Genomic DNA, 16,520 nt, shown 5'->3' on the forward strand with positions numbered 1-16,520 from the left:
GGTTAATGAGCTTTGCGCAGTGCCTTCACCTGCTCGGCGGTGATATCCGCCGGCAGCCCGCCCCAAGTGACACGCAGGTAATTCACCAGCTCGGCAATTTGCGCATCGTCCAGACGATCGGCAAAGCCCGGCATGCTCTGCATGCTTTCGTTGCCGGGGAATTGCTGAGCTGGTAGCCCATCCAGCACCGAAACGATCAGGTTCTTGCCGTCTGGTTGGCGCAGTGTGGCATTATCACGCATCGCCACCGCCACATGCGGTATACCTGCACCATCACGCTCATGGCAGGCGGAGCACTGATCGAGATAGGTGATACGCCCGGCATCGCTGCCCTGCCCGATCTTAGCGGCCACCGGCTGCGGTGGCTTGTCGCCCATCAGGTAGGTCACCAACGCCCGATGATCTTCCGGCGTCAAATGACGAGTGCTGAGATCGACCACCATGTGCATTTCGCTAAACGCCGAACCCTGCGGCGCTAACCCGGTGCTCAGGAAACGGCTCAGATCCTCTGGCGTCCAGCCGCGCTGTGCCAAAGCCTGTGGCGTGATATCCGGCGCGATAAAGCGCCCCAGATCGCCGCCCTGCATTGGCTTGTTCACTTCCATCTGCCCCAGCATGCCCCGTGGCGTATGACATTCGCCACAGTGCCCAAGCACGTCAGACAGGTAACGCCCACTCAGCCATTCGGCGGAGCTCCCTTGCGAGCTGGCTGGTAACGGATCGCTGTTGCGGAACAGCAAATTCCAACCGATCAACGCCATCCGCTGGTTGAACGGGAACGGCATCTCGTTGGCTGGAATGGCTACGTCCACCGCCGGGCGCGACATCAGATAGGCATAAATAGCATCCGCATCCTCACGCGAAATGCCTTTGTAGGAGGTATAAGGCATCGCCGGGTACAGATGGCGGCCACCTGGAGCAACCCCCTGTGTCAACGCCAGGAAGAAGTCATCCTTGGTCCAACGGCCAATCCCCTGGTCGGCAGAAGGCGTCAGGTTGCTGCCATAAATGGTGCCGAATGGAGTATCCAGAGGATAGCCACCCGCTAGCGGTGCTCCACCAGCGGCGGTATGGCAGGCAGCGCAGTCGGCAGCCTGCGTCAGATAACGCCCACGGGCAATCTGTTCGCTGCTGGAGGTAACCTGCTGGACTGGGCCGTCGTAGCTGCGGTTTTCTCGCCACCACAGCACGGCGATGACAATCGCCGCAATCAGCACAATCAACAATGCGAGACGTTTTTTCATTACGCCGTCTCCTTCAGCAGACCAGGGGTTTTCAACACTACGTCACGCACCGCTTCGTAATAACGGACATAGCCGGTGCAACGGCAGATATGGTTTTCCAACGCCTGCTCAATCGCGCCTTCCAACTGATCGCGCGGAATTGGCTCGCGCTTGAGCTTCTCGACAAAGATGGTGGCCGCATTGACAAAGCCCGGGGTGCAATAGCCGCACTGGAAGCTGTAATGATCGAGGAACGACTGCTGGATTGGCGAGAGTTCAACCACTTCGCCCTGATTATCCACCTGCGCAATGCCTTCGATAGTGCGTACCTGTTTACCATTGAAAAAGTGAGCGCCGGTGATGCAGGTACGGATTTCTTCGCTAGTGCCGCTTGGATGGTCGAGGATCGCCACGCAGGCGTGGCAGATGCCCTGCCCGCAGCCGAGACGTGAGCCGGTCAGATCGAGATATTCATGCAGAAAATCGATCATCATCAGCCCTTCCGGTACCTCGACGGGGCCATATTGTTTGCCGTTAACGGTCAGGGTAATGGGTTGGGTTTTAATGCTCATGGTAACACCTCAAGAATATTTTCGGCACGGACAGGCAAATCACGGAAACGATGGCCGGTGGCGTGGGCAATGGCGTTAACCAATGCGGCGACCACTGGGATCATGACGACTTCCGCCATTCCTTTCGGCGGATCGGTTTCCGACAGCGCAGGCAGGATGTCACCGGTCTGTTTCCAGACCGCCACATCGCTGGCGCGCGGCAAATGGTAACGGTTAAAGTTCCAGGTACCGTTACCTGGCCCATCTTCGTACAGCGGTAAATACTCATGCAGCGCATGGCCAATCCCCATCGCCAAACCGCCCTGCAACTGGCCAGAAACCAGCTCAGGCACGATCAGGTTGCCACACTCCATAATCGAATGATGATTCAGCAATTCAACCTTGCCGGTAGCGATATCCACCGCTATTTCCGTCAACGTACCCACGGCGCTGTAATAGGTCACAGCCGCGTTATTACGCTGGGTTGGCGGGTAATAAACCTGCTCACGTGCCAGGGTGCTGAATTCACCGTTACCAATGCGTACCGACAAACCGTCGACAGGCAGGCGCTCGCTGTGATTATTCAGCTTGAAGTCCGCTTCCGCCCACTGCCAGCGGTTGAAGACGTGCACCACTGCGCCAGTCAGGTTACCCATCTGATAGGCTTTCTTAGCCAACAGCTCAAACGGCAATATCTGCATCCCGGCCGCCGTCAGGCCACCTTCGACCCAGCGAGCATCTTCTTTACGCACCACCAGCGGTGCCGCCTGGCCACCACCAATACCAGACTGCCAGATAGACAGCGCGGCAGGCCACAGCCCTTGTTCAAACACCAACCGGGCCGCTTCACGCGTACTGTGAGAGAAATAGTAAGCGGAGTTACTGGCGCTGGAAGGTGAACAGTAGCTTGGCGTCCAGTTCGGATTGGTTTGCAGCTTGTCCTGCTCATCCTGCGACATCGTGTAGGGATCGCCGCTGGTCACCATCGGTAACAGCGCCCAATCAGTCACCGAGAAATGAGCCTCATCCGCCGGTTTACCCAGCCATTGCGCACATAGCACCGACTGCGACGTTGACATGCCGGTGCCCATTTCGGCCCCGCTGTGAAACAGCGAGATACGCCCGTCCTCGCTGAACTCCACGCGAGCAAAAGAGGTTTCAGCCCCGGTGCCAAAGTCTTTCTGCACACAGCCAAAGCCTACGCCATAGCGTTTGCCGGGATTCTGGCTCTCAAACTCCACCTTGCGTTCGGCGCGTTTGCGCCACATCTCATGCTGTGAGGCTTTCACCAGCACTTCATCGGCGCGAATAGCCCCTGCCGGGATCGCCCCCTGGGTATTTTTCATGCCGGACTTGAGCACGTTGCGCAAACGAAACTCGATCGGGTCGAGCTTCAGCTCTTGTGCCAATTCGTCCATCATCATCTCGGTGGCGGCCATGCTTTGCAACGTGCCGTAACCGCGTGCGGAACCCGCATCGATGGCACGAGAGGCCAGCCCGACCGAGGAAAGATCGCTTTTTGGGAAGTAGTAAATCGACTGGGCCGCCGTAGCGCCAACCATCACCACCGATGGCGTAAAGTTACAGCGCCCGCCACCGTCGGCGGTCATCGCCCCTTGGAAGGCCTGCAATACGCCGGTCTGCTTGTCTACCGCAATACGGTAATCCATATCGAAGGCATGGCGCTTGATCGAGGTCTGGAACTGCTCATAGCGGTCATTAGCCAGCCGCACCGGTAGCCCGTCACCGTACAACGCGGCAACCGCACCGTAATACGGGAAGTTATAGTGGTCTTTCGAGCCGTAGCCCACGGTGTAACAAGGGTGCAGGATCAGCTGTTTGACCGGCTGATGACGTTTGGCCAACATGCGTGGCATTTCGTCCGCCACCTCCTGCGGGGACTGGGTCGGGATCACCAGGTGCAGGGTCTGGCTGGCAGTATCAAACCAGCCATTGGCGTTGTCCGGCTCCAGCGCCGAAGTATCAACGGATTGCGTGGTATAGCGGCGTGACATCACCAACCAGTCCTGCGGTGGGGTTTGCAGTTGGTCGGCAATCATCCCGGCGTAATACATGCCTTCCTGATCCAGCTTGCCACCCTCACGTCCTTCCGGCCACACCGGCAGGTGTCTGCGCATTGACAGTGGGAAGATAGGAGTGTCTTTCAGGCTGGAGAAGCGATCGTCATCGAATGGCTTTTCGCCCCCGACGCGCACGTAGCGGAAGCTACCCCAAGGATCGCGCTGTAACGGGCCGGTTTCAGTACCATACTGGATCACTTCGTCGTGGAATTTCAGCTTGTCTTTGGCAAAGCGGAAACGAGCAAAATCATGATAAATCAGGATTGCCACCGCATGGCCGAGATAGGCTGGGGTTTTCCCTTTGGGCAGCAGCATGTCATCGCCATAAAACGCCGGGAAGGCCAAGCCGTCTCGCTCAAGATCTTCTGCCGTTACTAAACGATCCGGTTGCAGATCTTCACCTAGCAAGGAGAGATCGATGCCGGTAAACAGACGATCGGCTTTGGTGGCGCGCAGAATAAAGGCATGAGCCTGCTGCTGCGGCCAGTGCGGCATATCAACGGCACGAATATCGCGGGCAAACACTTTCTGGCCCATGACCTTGGAGCGGCCATCGATACGGTAGCGAATGCGTTTAGTCTGCGCATCCCAGTTGGGCGATTGCAGGATCTTCTGCTCAAACAGCGCGGCATAGGCGCGGCTGTACAGAGGCGCGAGGTAAACAGACACCCCCGCTATCACGGCACCCTTGATAAAGCGGCGTCGTGACGGGTTGAAATTGCTCATAAAATATCCTTTACGTTCTTATCTACCCCTAGCATCCAGATACGGCATTAGCGCCTTAACCCGAAGGCTGGAGGTAAGTCGTTTTTTTTATCGGTTTTGTTGCGCAACCGCTAGTAACCTTGCCGAAGACGTTATAATCATAAGCTTATAACCAAAATTATGTGAGTATTAACATTTTGTTTTCATAAAATGAAACACTTGGAAACATATAATGCCTCTATAGTGTGGCTGATTTGCGCAAACGTGGGCAAAAGAGATGACGACAGGTATCGTGATTACCGCCGCCGGGCGGGGTAAGCGTTTTATTCAGGCCGGTGGCAGTGGCAACAAGCTTAACGCCCTATTGCAGGGCAAGACGGTGTTCGAACAGACGCTGCAACAGGCGCTGGCCTCCGGTTTACCGGTACAGGTCGTCACCCGGCCAGAAAACCTGCCGGTGCAACAGGCTTGTGCTGCGCATCAGGTTCCCTGCACCTTACTGGCCAGCGGTGGGCTGGGTGAGTCTATTGCCGCTGGCGTTGCCGCAACGGCAGACTGGGACGGCTGGCTGATCCATTTGGCGGATATGCCGTTTGTCTCGCCGCAGATCTTTGTACAGGTAGCCGCAGCCCTGAGCCAACACAGTATCGTTCGCCCCAGTTTCCAGCACCATCCCGGCCACCCGGTGGGCTTCACCGCCATTTTGCGCAAACAACTGTGTGCGCTGCATGGCGATAATGGTGCGCGAGAGCTGCTACGCAGTCACGGGGAGGTTTACCTGCTCCATCTCGACCAACCGGGCATCGTGCAAGATATCGATCTCCCTTCCCAGCTAGTAGCCAACGAGTCCATTAATTAATGCAACACCTTGATATCACCGTAGTCAGCCAGGCAATCAACTGGCTGGAACAGCAGCCGGTATGGCTGTGTACCGTATTGAACACTTATGGCTCATCACCACGTTCTCCTGGCGCGTTGATGGTGGCTACCCGCGACGGACACTATTGTGGATCGTTATCCGGTGGCTGCGTGGAAGAGGACTTTTTACGCCGTCTGGCAGAGGGGGAATATCAAGCCGCCAGCCAGGTGATCCGCTACGGTGCTGGCGGGCTAACCCCCAGCGTGGCGCTGCCCTGTGGTGGCGTGCTGGACGTATTGATCGAGCATCTGCCCGCGGGCCCTGCCAGCATTAGCTACTTGCGCAATATCGCCGAGGCGTTGGCCGGCCATCATGCCCTGGTCAAACACCTGACCTTGCCCAATGCCTGTAGCGCGCTGGAAACCACCAGCTTTGCCAGCGCCACCCAGGTCGTGCGCAACCAACAGGAGATCCAGTTGCACATCGCCGCCGCTCCTCGGTTGCTGATTGCCGGGCTTTCCAGCGTGGCGCTGTATTGCGCCGACTTTGCCAGCGCACTCGGCTTTGAAGTGCTGGTATGCGAAAGCCGTCCGGAAGCTCTGGAGAACTTCGCTACGCAGCTCAAACCGCATATCACCCTGCTGCGCCAGTTCCCGGCCAAATTCATTGAGGAAGGCGGTTGCCACGCCAACACCGCAATTGTGGCGCTGACCCACGATCCGCGCATGGATGACTTAACCCTGATGGAGGCGATCCACACCCCGGCATTTTACATCGGTGCGATGGGTTCCCAACGGAACAGCGATCGCCGCCGCCAACGGCTGCAACAGATCGCCGAATTCAGCCCGCAGGAACTCGGCCGTATCCATGCGCCGATCGGCCTGCCGCTTGGCAGTAAAACCCCGGCGGAGATCGCTCTGGCCGTGATGGCCGATATCGTGCAGCAGAAGAACCAACACCGCCAACCCAGTTGAATACCTGACGCGATCCCTCCTGCTATGGCAAATCATTGTCCGGTCAAAAAATGAAAGCGATTACACAAATTGACATCAAAAATCACCAACCCCATCTTAACCCTTGGTTTAACATCTCATATTCATGATGTTAAATGACAAACCATAAACACGCCAAGTGTAACCGATTACACCAAATGTGATCGATAGCACGTTAAATCATCATCCAGACAAATAACATAGCCTACTAACGAATCACCTATCTGGTTAACTGAGGCCGTTATGAGTACATCATCAACAAGTAAAGGCAGATCGAATGCCCAAATGACCTTCTTTGTCTGTTTTCTGGCAGCACTGGCAGGCTTATTGTTTGGACTGGATATCGGCGTGATTGCCGGAGCATTACCTTTTATTGCTCATGAGTTCCAAATCACTTCCCAGCAACAAGAATGGGTGGTGAGCTCAATGATGTTCGGCGCAGCGGTTGGCGCTATCGGCAGTGGCTGGCTCTCTTACCGGCTGGGGCGCAAATACAGCCTGATGATTGGCGCCGTGCTGTTTGTCATTGGCTCGCTTTGCTCTGCTTTCGCCCCCAACAACGATGTGCTGCTGATTTCCCGCGTTCTGCTCGGCCTGGCAGTAGGTATCGCATCCTTCACTGCCCCACTGTACCTTTCTGAAATCGCGCCTGAGCGCATTCGCGGTAGCATGATTTCCATGTACCAGTTAATGATTACGATAGGGATCCTGGGGGCTTATCTGTCCGATACGGCTTTCAGCTACAGCGGTTCATGGCGCTGGATGCTGGGTATCATCACCCTTCCGGCTTTGTTGCTGTTCGTTGGCGTGTTCTTCCTGCCCCGCAGCCCTCGCTGGTTAGCGTCACGTGGCCGTGATGCAGAAGCCAGGAAAGTGCTGGAAATGCTGCGAGATACGACTGAACAGGCGAAAGCCGAACTGGATGAGATCCGTGAAAGCCTGAAAATAAAGCAAAGCGGCTGGTCACTGTTCAAAGACAACAAGAATTTCCGCCGTGCGGTCTATCTTGGCGTATTGCTTCAGGTCATGCAGCAGTTCACCGGCATGAATGTCATCATGTATTACGCGCCGAAAATTTTCGATCTGGCCGGTTTTGCCAGTACAGCGCAACAAATGTGGGGAACGGTGATCGTCGGGTTAGTGAACGTGCTGGCAACCTTTATTGCCATCGGACTGGTGGATCGTTGGGGCCGTAAACCTACGCTGAAGCTGGGCTTCCTGGTGATGGCCATCGGCATGGGAACATTGGGTACCATGATGAATATCGGCATGGATACGCCTGCGGCTCAATACTTCGCGATACTGATGTTGCTGATGTTTATTGTCGGTTTTGCAATGAGTGCCGGCCCGCTGATTTGGGTATTGTGTTCAGAGATCCAACCGCTTAAAGGCCGTGATTTCGGTATCACCTGCTCAACGACGGTAAACTGGATCGCCAACATGATCGTGGGGGCCACCTTCCTGACTATGCTCAACACCCTGGGCAGCGCGCATACCTTCTGGATCTATGCCGGGCTGAACCTGGTATTTATCTTCATTACCATTGCTCTGATACCTGAAACCAAAAATATCTCTCTGGAACATATCGAGCGGAATTTGATGGCTGGGAAACCGCTACGGGAGATTGGTTCACACTGATCGAGGTCTTTGATTACCGCCCGTTTCGGGCGGTATTTACATCCGCAATGGCAATCAGGAGCGCGGACTGGTTTTCTCTGCAAAGGCTTTGTCTGGCACTATCGGGATTAGATACTCATATTCCAGGTACAGCTCTTCGTCGCCATCGAGCGAGTAGCTATGCTGCGCGATATCGTACCCTTCCCGGCGTACCAGATTAAACTGCGGCAGAAGTTTGGTATAAACGCTGGCGATATACTCGTGAAGGGCCACTGGCTTGCCAGCATAGCGAAAGCGGCAATAACCGCCGCTGATTTCCGGTAGTTCCAGCAACGATTTACCTTTGGCGATGGTTTTATCTACCGCCACAAAATAGTCGACCTTCACCCGCTCACCATCGGGCGTAAAATTGGTTAGCGCATAAAGTTTGTCTGGATTTAATTTAAACTCATCACAAAAACGATCCTTTATTCCATCACGAATTGTCGCGTGGGATTCGCCCAACTGTTCAATATCGATGTGATAAGAATAATACTGACCGGCCAGCGAGTAGCTGTCTGGTTTAACCTCAACATAGTCAATAGAGATATCGCTGGGTTGATTCAGCGACAGCGATTGCACCAGATGGCTGAAGTCACAATTCTGGGCCTTACGGTAGGCGCTAGGTGTGACAGAGAAATGTTTTTTGAAACAGCGTGAGAATGTCTGTTGGGAATCGAACTGATACTCCAACGAAATATCCAGAATGCTTTTTTGCGTAAAGCGTAATGAGAAGGCCGCCAGATAGAGGCGACGGGCGCGGATATAAGCAGCAAGGGGCAGGTTGGTCTGTTGGCGGAACATGCGCTGCAGATACCATTTAGAGTAGCCGGATTTCTCGCAAACAATATCCAGTGATAGTGGATTGCGTAGGTTGTTTTCTATCCAGACCAGTAATTCTTTGATATGTGTTTCCTGCGTCACCATTACTTTTCCTAGCCAAAATTGTCCACGGCAATGGTATACAGATTTATTTAGAGCGTCCAAAGCGACGACACTATTTTACAAAGGCTGACGAATTCATCACAAACATCGCAGCTTGTTACTCAAAGTACAAGCCGCCCACCGGGGGCGGCTATCAATCAGCTTACTTCACACAGCGCGTACATTGAGATTCCTGGATCTTCTGGAAGAAATCATTACCTTTGTCATCTACCAGAATAAAGGCCGGGAAATCTTCCACTTCGATTTTCCAGATCGCTTCCATACCCAGTTCAGGATATTCCACGCACTCCAGGCTCTTGATGCTCTGCTGTGCCAGCACCGCCGCCGGGCCACCAATGCTGCCAAGATAGAATCCGCCGTGCTTGTGGCAGGCATCCGTCACCTGCTGGCTGCGGTTACCTTTGGCCAGCATGATCATGCTGCCGCCGTGTGACTGCAACAGATCGACATAGGAGTCCATGCGCCCTGCCGTAGTTGGCCCCAGAGAACCTGAAGCATAGCCTTCTGGCGTTTTGGCCGGGCCCGCGTAGTAGATCGGGTGATCTTTCACATACTGCGGTAAACCTTCGCCACGATCCAGGCGCTCTTTCAGCTTGGCGTGGGCAATATCACGCCCAACGATGATGGTGCCGCTCAGGGAAAGGCGGGTAGACACCGGATACTGTGACAGCTGCTTGAGGATATCAGCCATCGGGCGGTTCAGATCCACCTTGATCGCTTCCCCTTCACCCGCACGGCGCAGTTCCTGTGGAATAAATTTACCTGGGTTATGCTCCAGTTTCTCCAGCCAGATCCCCTCACGGTTGATCTTGCCTTTGATATTCCGGTCGGCGGAGCAGGAAACCCCCATCCCCACCGGGCAAGAAGCGCCGTGGCGTGGCAAACGCACTACGCGCACGTCGTGGGCAAAGTATTTGCCGCCAAACTGTGCACCCAGGCCCAAATTCTGGGCTTCTTTCAGCAGTTCCTCTTCCAGCGCCACATCGCGGAACGCCTGGCCGTGTTCGTTGCCTTCGGTTGGCAGCGCATCATAGTATTTGGTTGAAGCCAGCTTCACGGTCTTCAGCGTGGCTTCCGCCGAAGTGCCGCCAATCACAAAGGCCACGTGATACGGTGGGCAGGCCGCGGTGCCCAGAGTACGCATCTTGTCGACCAGATAGTCTTTCAACTTACCTGGGGACAGCAGCGCCTTGGTTTCCTGATACAGGTAGGTTTTATTGGCCGAACCACCGCCCTTGGCGATGCACAGGAATTTATACTCGTCACCATCCACGCTGTAGAGATCGATCTGCGCAGGCAGGTTGCTGCCGGTATTGACCTCCTGGTACATATCCAGCGCGGCGTTTTGCGAATAGCGCAGGTTGTCTTCGATAAAGGTGTTGTACACCCCACGCGACAGGGCTTCTTCGTCCCCACCACCGGTCCAGACGCGCTGGCCCTTTTTACCCATGATGATCGCCGTGCCGGTATCCTGGCAGGTTGGCAAAATACCCTTGGCGGCGATTTCTGAGTTACGCAAAAATTGCAGCGCAACGTACTTGTCGTTTTCACTGGCATCGGGGTCGTTGAGGATATCCGCCACCTGCTGCTGGTGCGCAGGGCGCAACATGAACGAGGCGTCGTGGAAAGCGTGCTGGGCGAGCAGGGTCAGGGCTTGAGGGTCAACCTTGAGGACTTCCTGGCCGGCAAATTCGCCGACGGAAACGTGGTCACGGCTTAGCAGATAGTATTCGGTATCGTCTTTCTTCAGCGGGAACGGATCTTGATAATGAAACGGTTTATTCGACATTGATCTCTCACTTGCAACATCAGCTGCGTTAAATTCACACTTACCCAGCGTGCTCGGGGCGCGCTGCGTCAAAAAAACTCCCCACACCTTACGTATTTTTAGGTAGTCAGTTATTGCGCCAAATCGCAAAATAACCTCTATTAACGTAAGGACTTAACGCTGGCGATGTTTTTCTGACCTCATCCGGTGAGAACTGCGGGTACAGACTCATCATGCACGGATTATTATCCCGCAGTTAACACAATGATTACAATCTGTGTGAGTCGATCGGCTTATCATTGTAGGAAAATAGCGTTGCGACAATTGCCTTGCTGCCTCATGTCCACACCAAGCCGTTTTCATCAATGACCTGGTATCAGATTGCTGACAAAGTGGCAATATTGCTGAATTGGTCGGGATCTATCTATACCAATATTTGCTAACCCATTGATTATCCAGACGGGCGCAGCATGCAGCGCCCCTACATTGTTAGCCCGGTGAGGGTTTGTCAGCAGTCTCTGGTATACGGCTATTTTTTCTTCCCCGGTAGAGTCGCCTTGAGCTCCTCTACCGAGATACCTCCTGCCACACTCCCCGGCACTGGCATCCGCAAAATATGATTTTTGATCTTGCCAATCACATGCATCTCACATGGCTTGCAGTCAAACTTCAACGTCAACACCTCACCCTGATGTACCAACTGCATCGGCGATGCCCGCCCCTTCACACCCTGCACACCCTTGGCCTGTTTAGGGCAGAGGTTGAAGGCGAAGCGCAGGCAGTGCTTGGTGATCATTACCGGTACATCCCCTTTTTCTTCGTGCGCCTCGAAGGCGGCATCAATCAATGTGACACCATAACGCTGGTAGAACTTACGCGCCTTCTGGTTGTAAACATTGGCAAGAAACGTCAGGTGCGTATCCGGATAAACCGGCGGCGGGACGGAAACCGGTTTGCGGTCGCCACGTTCGTTTACCGCCAGGCGTGCGGCGTCCAGCGCTTCCACCGCATCGCGGCGCAGTTGGTTGACCTGGCTGTTGGGTATGAAGCAAACCATCGGCAGATCAATATGAACGTCACGCGGGTAATAAAGGCTTTGCCCCAGTTTGCTCAGTCCGTCACGCAGTGTGACAAGCGCTTTCTCCGGCTGGTTGGCGGCGCCGAATTCGCCCTGCAGCGTATGGCTGACGCTGATGCCCTCTTCGCTGATCAGGGTTAGCGTCACTCCGTCGCTGCTTTGTGTCAGCAGAATATCGACAGCGATGCGGCGTTCCGATGAGGTTTTTAGCAGCGCCTGTTGCCAGTTGTGATCGAGGTTACGATTAAGTGGATGATTTGGGCGCAGCTTATCCAGACCCGCCGGCATTTCGTTAGGCCAAACCCGGTAGCGCCCTTCAGCAATTTTATCCGCCTTATTAGCACGGAAGCCGACGATATCGCGCTTGATCAGCACGTTAAGTCCATCACCATTGGTCAGCAATTCTTTCACTTCTACTTCCAGATGATCTTTACCCACCTTTAGCACCTCTCCTATAGGCAGGCCAATGAACTTGGGTGAGTCAAAGGCACCAATATCCATCTGGCGTTGGTTAACGAAGTAATCGGTACTGCCACGGTGGAAGGTTTTATCCGGCGACGGAATAAAAAAGTGTTCCGTGCGGCCTGACGATGCCGGCGTCAGATCGGAACGATCGTTGAGAATGGCATCCAGGTGCTGACGATAGTACGCAGTGATGTTTTTCACATAGCTCATATCCTTATAACGCCCTTCAATCTTGAATGAGCGAACACCGGCGTCGATCAACGCCGTCAGGTTGCGGCTTTGATCGTTGTCTTTCATCGACAGCAGATGCTTTTCATACGCAACTACCCGCCCCTGCTCATCTTTCAGGGTGTAAGGAAGCCGGCACGCCTGCGAACAGTCGCCACGGTTGGCACTGCGTCCGGTCTGGGCGTGGGAAATGTTACACTGGCCGGAGAAGGCCACACACAACGCGCCATGGATGAAAAACTCGACGGCGGCGTCAACGTTGTCACTGATAGCTTTTATCTGAGTGAGATTCAGCTCACGCGCCAATACCAACTGGGAAAAACCGGCATCGGACAGGAAGCGAGCCTTCTCTACGCTACGGATGTCGGTCTGGGTACTGGCATGCAGCTCAAAGGGTGGAATATCCAGCTCCAGGATCCCCATATCTTGCACGATAAGCGCATCGACTCCGGTGTCATACAGTTGATGGATCAAGCGGCGTGCCGGCTCCAGCTCGTTATCATGCAAAATGGTGTTGAGGGCGATGAACACTTTGGCCCGGTAGCGGCGGGCAAATTCAACCAGTCCGGCGATATCGCTCAGGCTGTTGCCAGCATTATGGCGGGCGCCGAAACCTGGGCCACCGATATAGATCGCATCGGCCCCGTGCAAAATAGCTTCACGGGCGATACCTGCATCGCGGGCGGGGCTGAGTAATTCAATCTGGTTCGGTAAAAGCATGGTTATCGCCGTTAGGGTAAGAGGGAAAATCGCTGCTATTGTAGACACAAGCCTCGTACATACAAGCCTTGCGTGACGGTTAAGAGCCCATAGACTTTTCCTTACTGCCCCGTTGCCAGCCGCCGCATCATTGCTTAAGCTAGCGCCACTATGAACAGAGTAAGAATCCCCATTGCGCTGCAACAGGCGGTAATGCGCTGCCTGCGAGACAAGTTGCAGCTGGCGCGGCAGCATTTTGCCGTCGAGTTCCCAGAGCCCAAGATCCTGTATCAGCAACGCGGCACCAGCGCGGGCACCGCCTGGCTGCAAGCCTGGGAAATCCGCCTCAACCCGGTGCTGCTGATGGAAAACCAACAGCCGTTTATCGACGAAGTGGTCCCCCATGAGTTGGCTCATCTGCTGGTCTTCCGCCAGTTTGGCCGCGTGCCGCCGCATGGCCGGGAATGGCGCTGGATGATGGAAAACGTATTGCAGGTTCCCGCCAGCCGTACCCACCAGTTTGAGACCCGCTCGGTACAGAGCAAAACCTTCCCTTACCGCTGCGATTGCCAGCAACATCAGCTGACCCTGCGCCGCCATAATCGGGTGATGCGCGGCGAGAGCGAATACCGCTGCCGCCAGTGTGGTGAAAAGCTGACATTTTCCGGTTAATCAAAGCCGTTAACAATCATATTTATAAGTTAAAACAATCCATTATCTCTATTTGCACCTATCGGTGACTTCCGTTACCCTGCCTGCCTTTCCAATTTTGAGCTGTTTTGGAATATGCATCGCAAAATTTTATTTTTAGTCGTATTGACGGCCTCCAGCGGCACGCTAGCCAAGGGGATTAATAACTTTACCCAGGCCAAGGCTGCTGCCGCCAAAATCAACCAGGACGCCCCAGGCAGCTTTTATTGTGGCTGCAAGATCGACTGGCAAGGTAAGAAAGGTATTCCCGATCTCGGTAGCTGTGGCTATCAGGTGCGTAAAAATGCCCAACGCGCCGAGCGTATCGAGTGGGAACATGTGGTTCCGGCCTGGCAGTTCGGCCATCAGTTACAGTGCTGGCAGCAGGGTGGGCGTAAAAACTGCAACAAGGATCCGGTTTATCGCCAGATAGAGATCGACTTGCACAACCTGCAACCTGCCATCGGTGAAGTCAACGGTGACCGCAATAACTTTATGTACAGCCAGTGGCGGGGTGGCGAAGGGCAATACGGACAGTGCCAGATGAAGGTAGACTTCAAGAACAAGCAGGCCGAGCCACCGGCCCGTGCGCGAGGCGCCATCGCCCGCACCTACTTCTACATGCGCGATCGCTACCAGTTGCCGCTTTCACGCCAGCAAACCCAGTTGTTTGAAGCCTGGAACCGCCAGTATCCGGTCAACACCTGGGAATGTCGCCGTGAAGCACGCATCGCCATGGTACAAGGGAATCACAACCCTTATATTCAACAGGCTTGTCAGCAGCGAAAAGGCTGACCTACTATAGTGCTTTCGCGCTGCCATCGGCAGCGCCGTATCATTGAGCCAGGATCTGACAATCATTATGCGTAAACCCCGCATTTACCATCCAGAGCCCTTGAGCGCCAGTGCAGAAATTGCATTGAGCGAGGATGCGGCCAATCATGTCGGCCGCGTGCTGCGGATGAGCGCCGGGCAGGCACTGCAACTGTTCGATGGCAGCAACCAGGTGTTTGAAGCAGAAATCACCCGGGTGGATAAAAAGAACGTGCTGGTTCAGATCAACGCCGGGCAACTGGAAGATCGCGAATCACCGCTCAACTTACATCTTGGCCAGGTGATCTCACGTGGCGAAAAGATGGAATTCACCATCCAGAAATCCATCGAGTTGGGGGTGAACGTGATCACTCCGCTATTTTCCGAGCGCTGCGGCGTTAAACTCGACGGCGAGCGCCTGGAGAAAAAGCTCCAGCAGTGGCAAAAAATCGCCATCGCGGCCTGCGAGCAATGCGGCCGCAACCGCATTCCGGAGATCCGCCCAGCGATGACTCTGGAACACTGGTGCGCCGAGCAGGACGATAGCCTCAAGCTGAACCTGCACCCACGCGCCAGCCAAAGTATCAATACCCTGCCGCTGCCGGTAGTGAGCGTACGTCTGCTCATTGGGCCGGAGGGCGGATTATCCGCCGAAGAAATTGCCATGACCACAGACTATGGATTTACTGATATCCTGCTGGGGCCACGCGTTTTGCGTACAGAAACCACCGCGCTCACCGCAATTACCGCTTTGCAGGTCCGTTTCGGCGACCTGGGCTAAGGACCTGTCTCACAGGTTCGTAAGGAGAAGAGATGATCAAGCTCGGCATCGTGATGGACCCTATCGCATCCATCAATATCAAAAAAGACACCAGCTTTGCCATGCTGCTCGAAGCGCAGCGCCGCGGCTGGGAACTGCATTATATGGAGATGAACGATCTCTATCTGCATGCCGGTGATGGCCGTGCCCGCACGCGCCTGCTGAACGTGAAAGAAGATAAAGAGAGCTGGTTCAGCTTTGGCAGCGAGCAGGATTTGGCGTTGCAGGATCTGGACGTGATCCTGATGCGCAAAGATCCGCCGTTCGACACTGAATACATCTATGCGACCTACATCCTGGAACGTGCCGAAGTGAAAGGTACTTTGGTGGTCAACAAGCCACAGAGCCTGCGTGACTGTAACGAAAAGCTGTTCACCGCCTGGTTCCCGGAGCTGACGCCAGACACCTTGGTCAGCCGCAGCGCTGCCCATATTCGCAAATTCCACCAGCAGCACGGTGACATCATCCTCAAGCCGCTGGACGGCATGGGCGGAGCTTCAATCTTCCGCGTGAAGCAGGACGATCCCAACCTGTCGGTGATTATCGAAACCCTGACCGAACACGGCAGCCGTTTCTGCATGGCGCAAAACTTCCTGCCAGCCATCAAGGATGGGGACAAACGAATCCTGGTGGTGGATGGCGAGCCAGTGCCATACTGCCTGGCGCGTATCCCTGCCCAAGGCGAAACCCGTGGTAACCTGGCCGCCGGTGGCCGTGGTGAAGCGCGCCCGCTGAGCGAAAGCGACTGGAAAATTGCCCGCGCAGTTGCCCCAACGCTAAAAGAGAAAGGGCTGATCTTTGTTGGCCTGGACGTGATCGGCGATCGCCTTACCGAGATCAACGTCACCAGCCCAACCTGTGCCCGTGAGATCGAAGCTGCATTCCCGGTTTCCGTCACCGGCATGCTGATGGACGCCATTGAAAAACGTCTGGCCGCGAAGTAGGCC

13 protein-coding genes are annotated in these 16,520 nt (G+C 54.9%); 7 read left to right on the plus strand and 6 right to left on the minus strand.

What is annotated here, in order from left to right; translation table 11 throughout:
- Positions 1–2: 2 nt before the first annotated feature.
- Genes D9980_RS15820 through D9980_RS15830 form a run of 3 tightly spaced genes read right to left on the minus strand, consistent with a single transcriptional unit; the run spans position 3 to position 4,581 of the window.
- On the minus strand, positions 3–1,244 hold the full coding sequence (locus D9980_RS15820; RefSeq protein ID WP_121607805.1) for a cytochrome c: 1,242 nt from the start codon (positions 1,242–1,244) through the stop codon (positions 3–5).
- On the minus strand, positions 1,244–1,795 hold the full coding sequence (locus D9980_RS15825) for a (2Fe-2S)-binding protein (protein ID WP_121607806.1): 552 nt from the start codon (positions 1,793–1,795) through the stop codon (positions 1,244–1,246). Before D9980_RS15825 ends, D9980_RS15820 begins: the two co-directional genes overlap by 1 nt.
- Complete coding sequence (locus D9980_RS15830; protein WP_121607807.1) at positions 1,792–4,581, minus strand: xanthine dehydrogenase family protein molybdopterin-binding subunit; 2,790 nt, start codon at positions 4,579–4,581, stop codon at positions 1,792–1,794. Before D9980_RS15830 ends, D9980_RS15825 begins: the two co-directional genes overlap by 4 nt.
- A gap of 256 nt (positions 4,582–4,837) precedes the next feature.
- On the opposite strand from D9980_RS15830, the gene D9980_RS15835 reads away from it, so the two are divergent.
- The 3 genes from D9980_RS15835 (at position 4,838) to D9980_RS15845 (ending at position 8,049) form a co-directional block, all read left to right on the plus strand.
- A complete protein-coding gene (locus D9980_RS15835; protein ID WP_121607808.1) occupies positions 4,838–5,419 on the plus strand; it encodes an NTP transferase domain-containing protein in 582 nt (193 codons plus the stop codon).
- Positions 5,419–6,393, plus strand: coding sequence for an XdhC family protein (locus D9980_RS15840; protein WP_024484028.1), 975 nt, complete (start codon positions 5,419–5,421; stop codon positions 6,391–6,393). Before D9980_RS15835 ends, D9980_RS15840 begins: the two co-directional genes overlap by 1 nt.
- A 261-nt stretch (positions 6,394–6,654) precedes the next feature.
- On the plus strand, positions 6,655–8,049 hold the full coding sequence (locus D9980_RS15845; RefSeq protein WP_121607809.1) for a sugar porter family MFS transporter: 1,395 nt from the start codon (positions 6,655–6,657) through the stop codon (positions 8,047–8,049).
- Between the two features lie 54 nt (positions 8,050–8,103).
- Here the strand turns inward: D9980_RS15845 and D9980_RS15850 are convergent, their stop codons facing one another.
- From D9980_RS15850 to D9980_RS15860, 3 genes are all read right to left on the minus strand, one after another.
- On the minus strand, positions 8,104–8,994 hold the full coding sequence (locus D9980_RS15850) for a helix-turn-helix domain-containing protein (RefSeq protein ID WP_121607810.1): 891 nt from the start codon (positions 8,992–8,994) through the stop codon (positions 8,104–8,106).
- A 160-nt stretch (positions 8,995–9,154) separates the two neighbouring features.
- A complete protein-coding gene (gene fumA / locus D9980_RS15855) occupies positions 9,155–10,801 on the minus strand; it encodes a class I fumarate hydratase FumA (protein WP_024484031.1) in 1,647 nt (548 codons plus the stop codon).
- A gap of 508 nt (positions 10,802–11,309) precedes the next feature.
- Positions 11,310–13,271, minus strand: coding sequence for a U32 family peptidase (locus tag D9980_RS15860; RefSeq protein ID WP_121607811.1), 1,962 nt, complete (start codon positions 13,269–13,271; stop codon positions 11,310–11,312).
- Positions 13,272–13,421: 150 nt separating this feature from the next.
- Between D9980_RS15860 and D9980_RS15865 the strand changes: the two genes are divergently transcribed.
- The 4 genes from D9980_RS15865 to gshB all read left to right on the plus strand — a co-directional run bounded on the left by D9980_RS15865 (position 13,422) and on the right by gshB (position 16,517).
- Positions 13,422–13,922 (plus strand): SprT family zinc-dependent metalloprotease, encoded by a 501-nt coding sequence (locus tag D9980_RS15865; RefSeq protein ID WP_021806282.1) that lies wholly within the window; start codon positions 13,422–13,424, stop codon positions 13,920–13,922.
- 114 nt (positions 13,923–14,036) lie between these two features.
- On the plus strand, positions 14,037–14,735 hold the full coding sequence (endA, locus tag D9980_RS15870) for a deoxyribonuclease I (protein WP_121607812.1): 699 nt from the start codon (positions 14,037–14,039) through the stop codon (positions 14,733–14,735).
- 67 nt (positions 14,736–14,802) lie between these two features.
- The gene (gene rsmE / locus D9980_RS15875) at positions 14,803–15,534 is read left to right on the plus strand and encodes a 16S rRNA (uracil(1498)-N(3))-methyltransferase (RefSeq protein WP_024528354.1); all 732 of its coding nucleotides are present in this window, start codon (positions 14,803–14,805) and stop codon (positions 15,532–15,534) included.
- Positions 15,535–15,566: 32 nt separating this feature from the next.
- Positions 15,567–16,517, plus strand: a complete 951-nt coding sequence (gene gshB / locus D9980_RS15880) for a glutathione synthase (RefSeq protein WP_024484034.1) — start codon at positions 15,567–15,569, stop codon at positions 16,515–16,517.
- Positions 16,518–16,520: the final 3 nt, after the last annotated feature.

The sequence above is a fragment of the Serratia sp. 3ACOL1 genome (assembly GCF_003668775.1).
GTDB classification, from domain to species: domain Bacteria; phylum Pseudomonadota; class Gammaproteobacteria; order Enterobacterales; family Enterobacteriaceae; genus Chania; species Chania fonticola.

Excerpts from the sequence above, each read along its gene's own strand:
- D9980_RS15820 (WP_121607805.1), bottom strand. The coding sequence starts at position 1,244 with ATGAAAAAACGTCTCGCATTGTTGATTGTGCTGATTGCGGCGATTGTC.
- D9980_RS15825 (WP_121607806.1), bottom strand. The coding sequence starts at position 1,795 with ATGAGCATTAAAACCCAACCCATTACCCTGACCGTTAACGGCAAACAA.
- D9980_RS15830 (WP_121607807.1), bottom strand. The coding sequence starts at position 4,581 with ATGAGCAATTTCAACCCGTCACGACGCCGCTTTATCAAGGGTGCCGTG.
- D9980_RS15835 (WP_121607808.1), top strand. The coding sequence starts at position 4,838 with ATGACGACAGGTATCGTGATTACCGCCGCCGGGCGGGGTAAGCGTTTT.
- D9980_RS15840 (WP_024484028.1), top strand. The coding sequence starts at position 5,419 with ATGCAACACCTTGATATCACCGTAGTCAGCCAGGCAATCAACTGGCTG.
- D9980_RS15845 (WP_121607809.1), top strand. The coding sequence starts at position 6,655 with ATGAGTACATCATCAACAAGTAAAGGCAGATCGAATGCCCAAATGACC.
- D9980_RS15850 (WP_121607810.1), bottom strand. The coding sequence starts at position 8,994 with ATGGTGACGCAGGAAACACATATCAAAGAATTACTGGTCTGGATAGAA.
- fumA (WP_024484031.1), bottom strand. The coding sequence starts at position 10,801 with ATGTCGAATAAACCGTTTCATTATCAAGATCCGTTCCCGCTGAAGAAA.
- D9980_RS15860 (WP_121607811.1), bottom strand. The coding sequence starts at position 13,271 with ATGCTTTTACCGAACCAGATTGAATTACTCAGCCCCGCCCGCGATGCA.
- D9980_RS15865 (WP_021806282.1), top strand. The coding sequence starts at position 13,422 with ATGAACAGAGTAAGAATCCCCATTGCGCTGCAACAGGCGGTAATGCGC.
- endA (WP_121607812.1), top strand. The coding sequence starts at position 14,037 with ATGCATCGCAAAATTTTATTTTTAGTCGTATTGACGGCCTCCAGCGGC.
- rsmE (WP_024528354.1), top strand. The coding sequence starts at position 14,803 with ATGCGTAAACCCCGCATTTACCATCCAGAGCCCTTGAGCGCCAGTGCA.
- gshB (WP_024484034.1), top strand. The coding sequence starts at position 15,567 with ATGATCAAGCTCGGCATCGTGATGGACCCTATCGCATCCATCAATATC.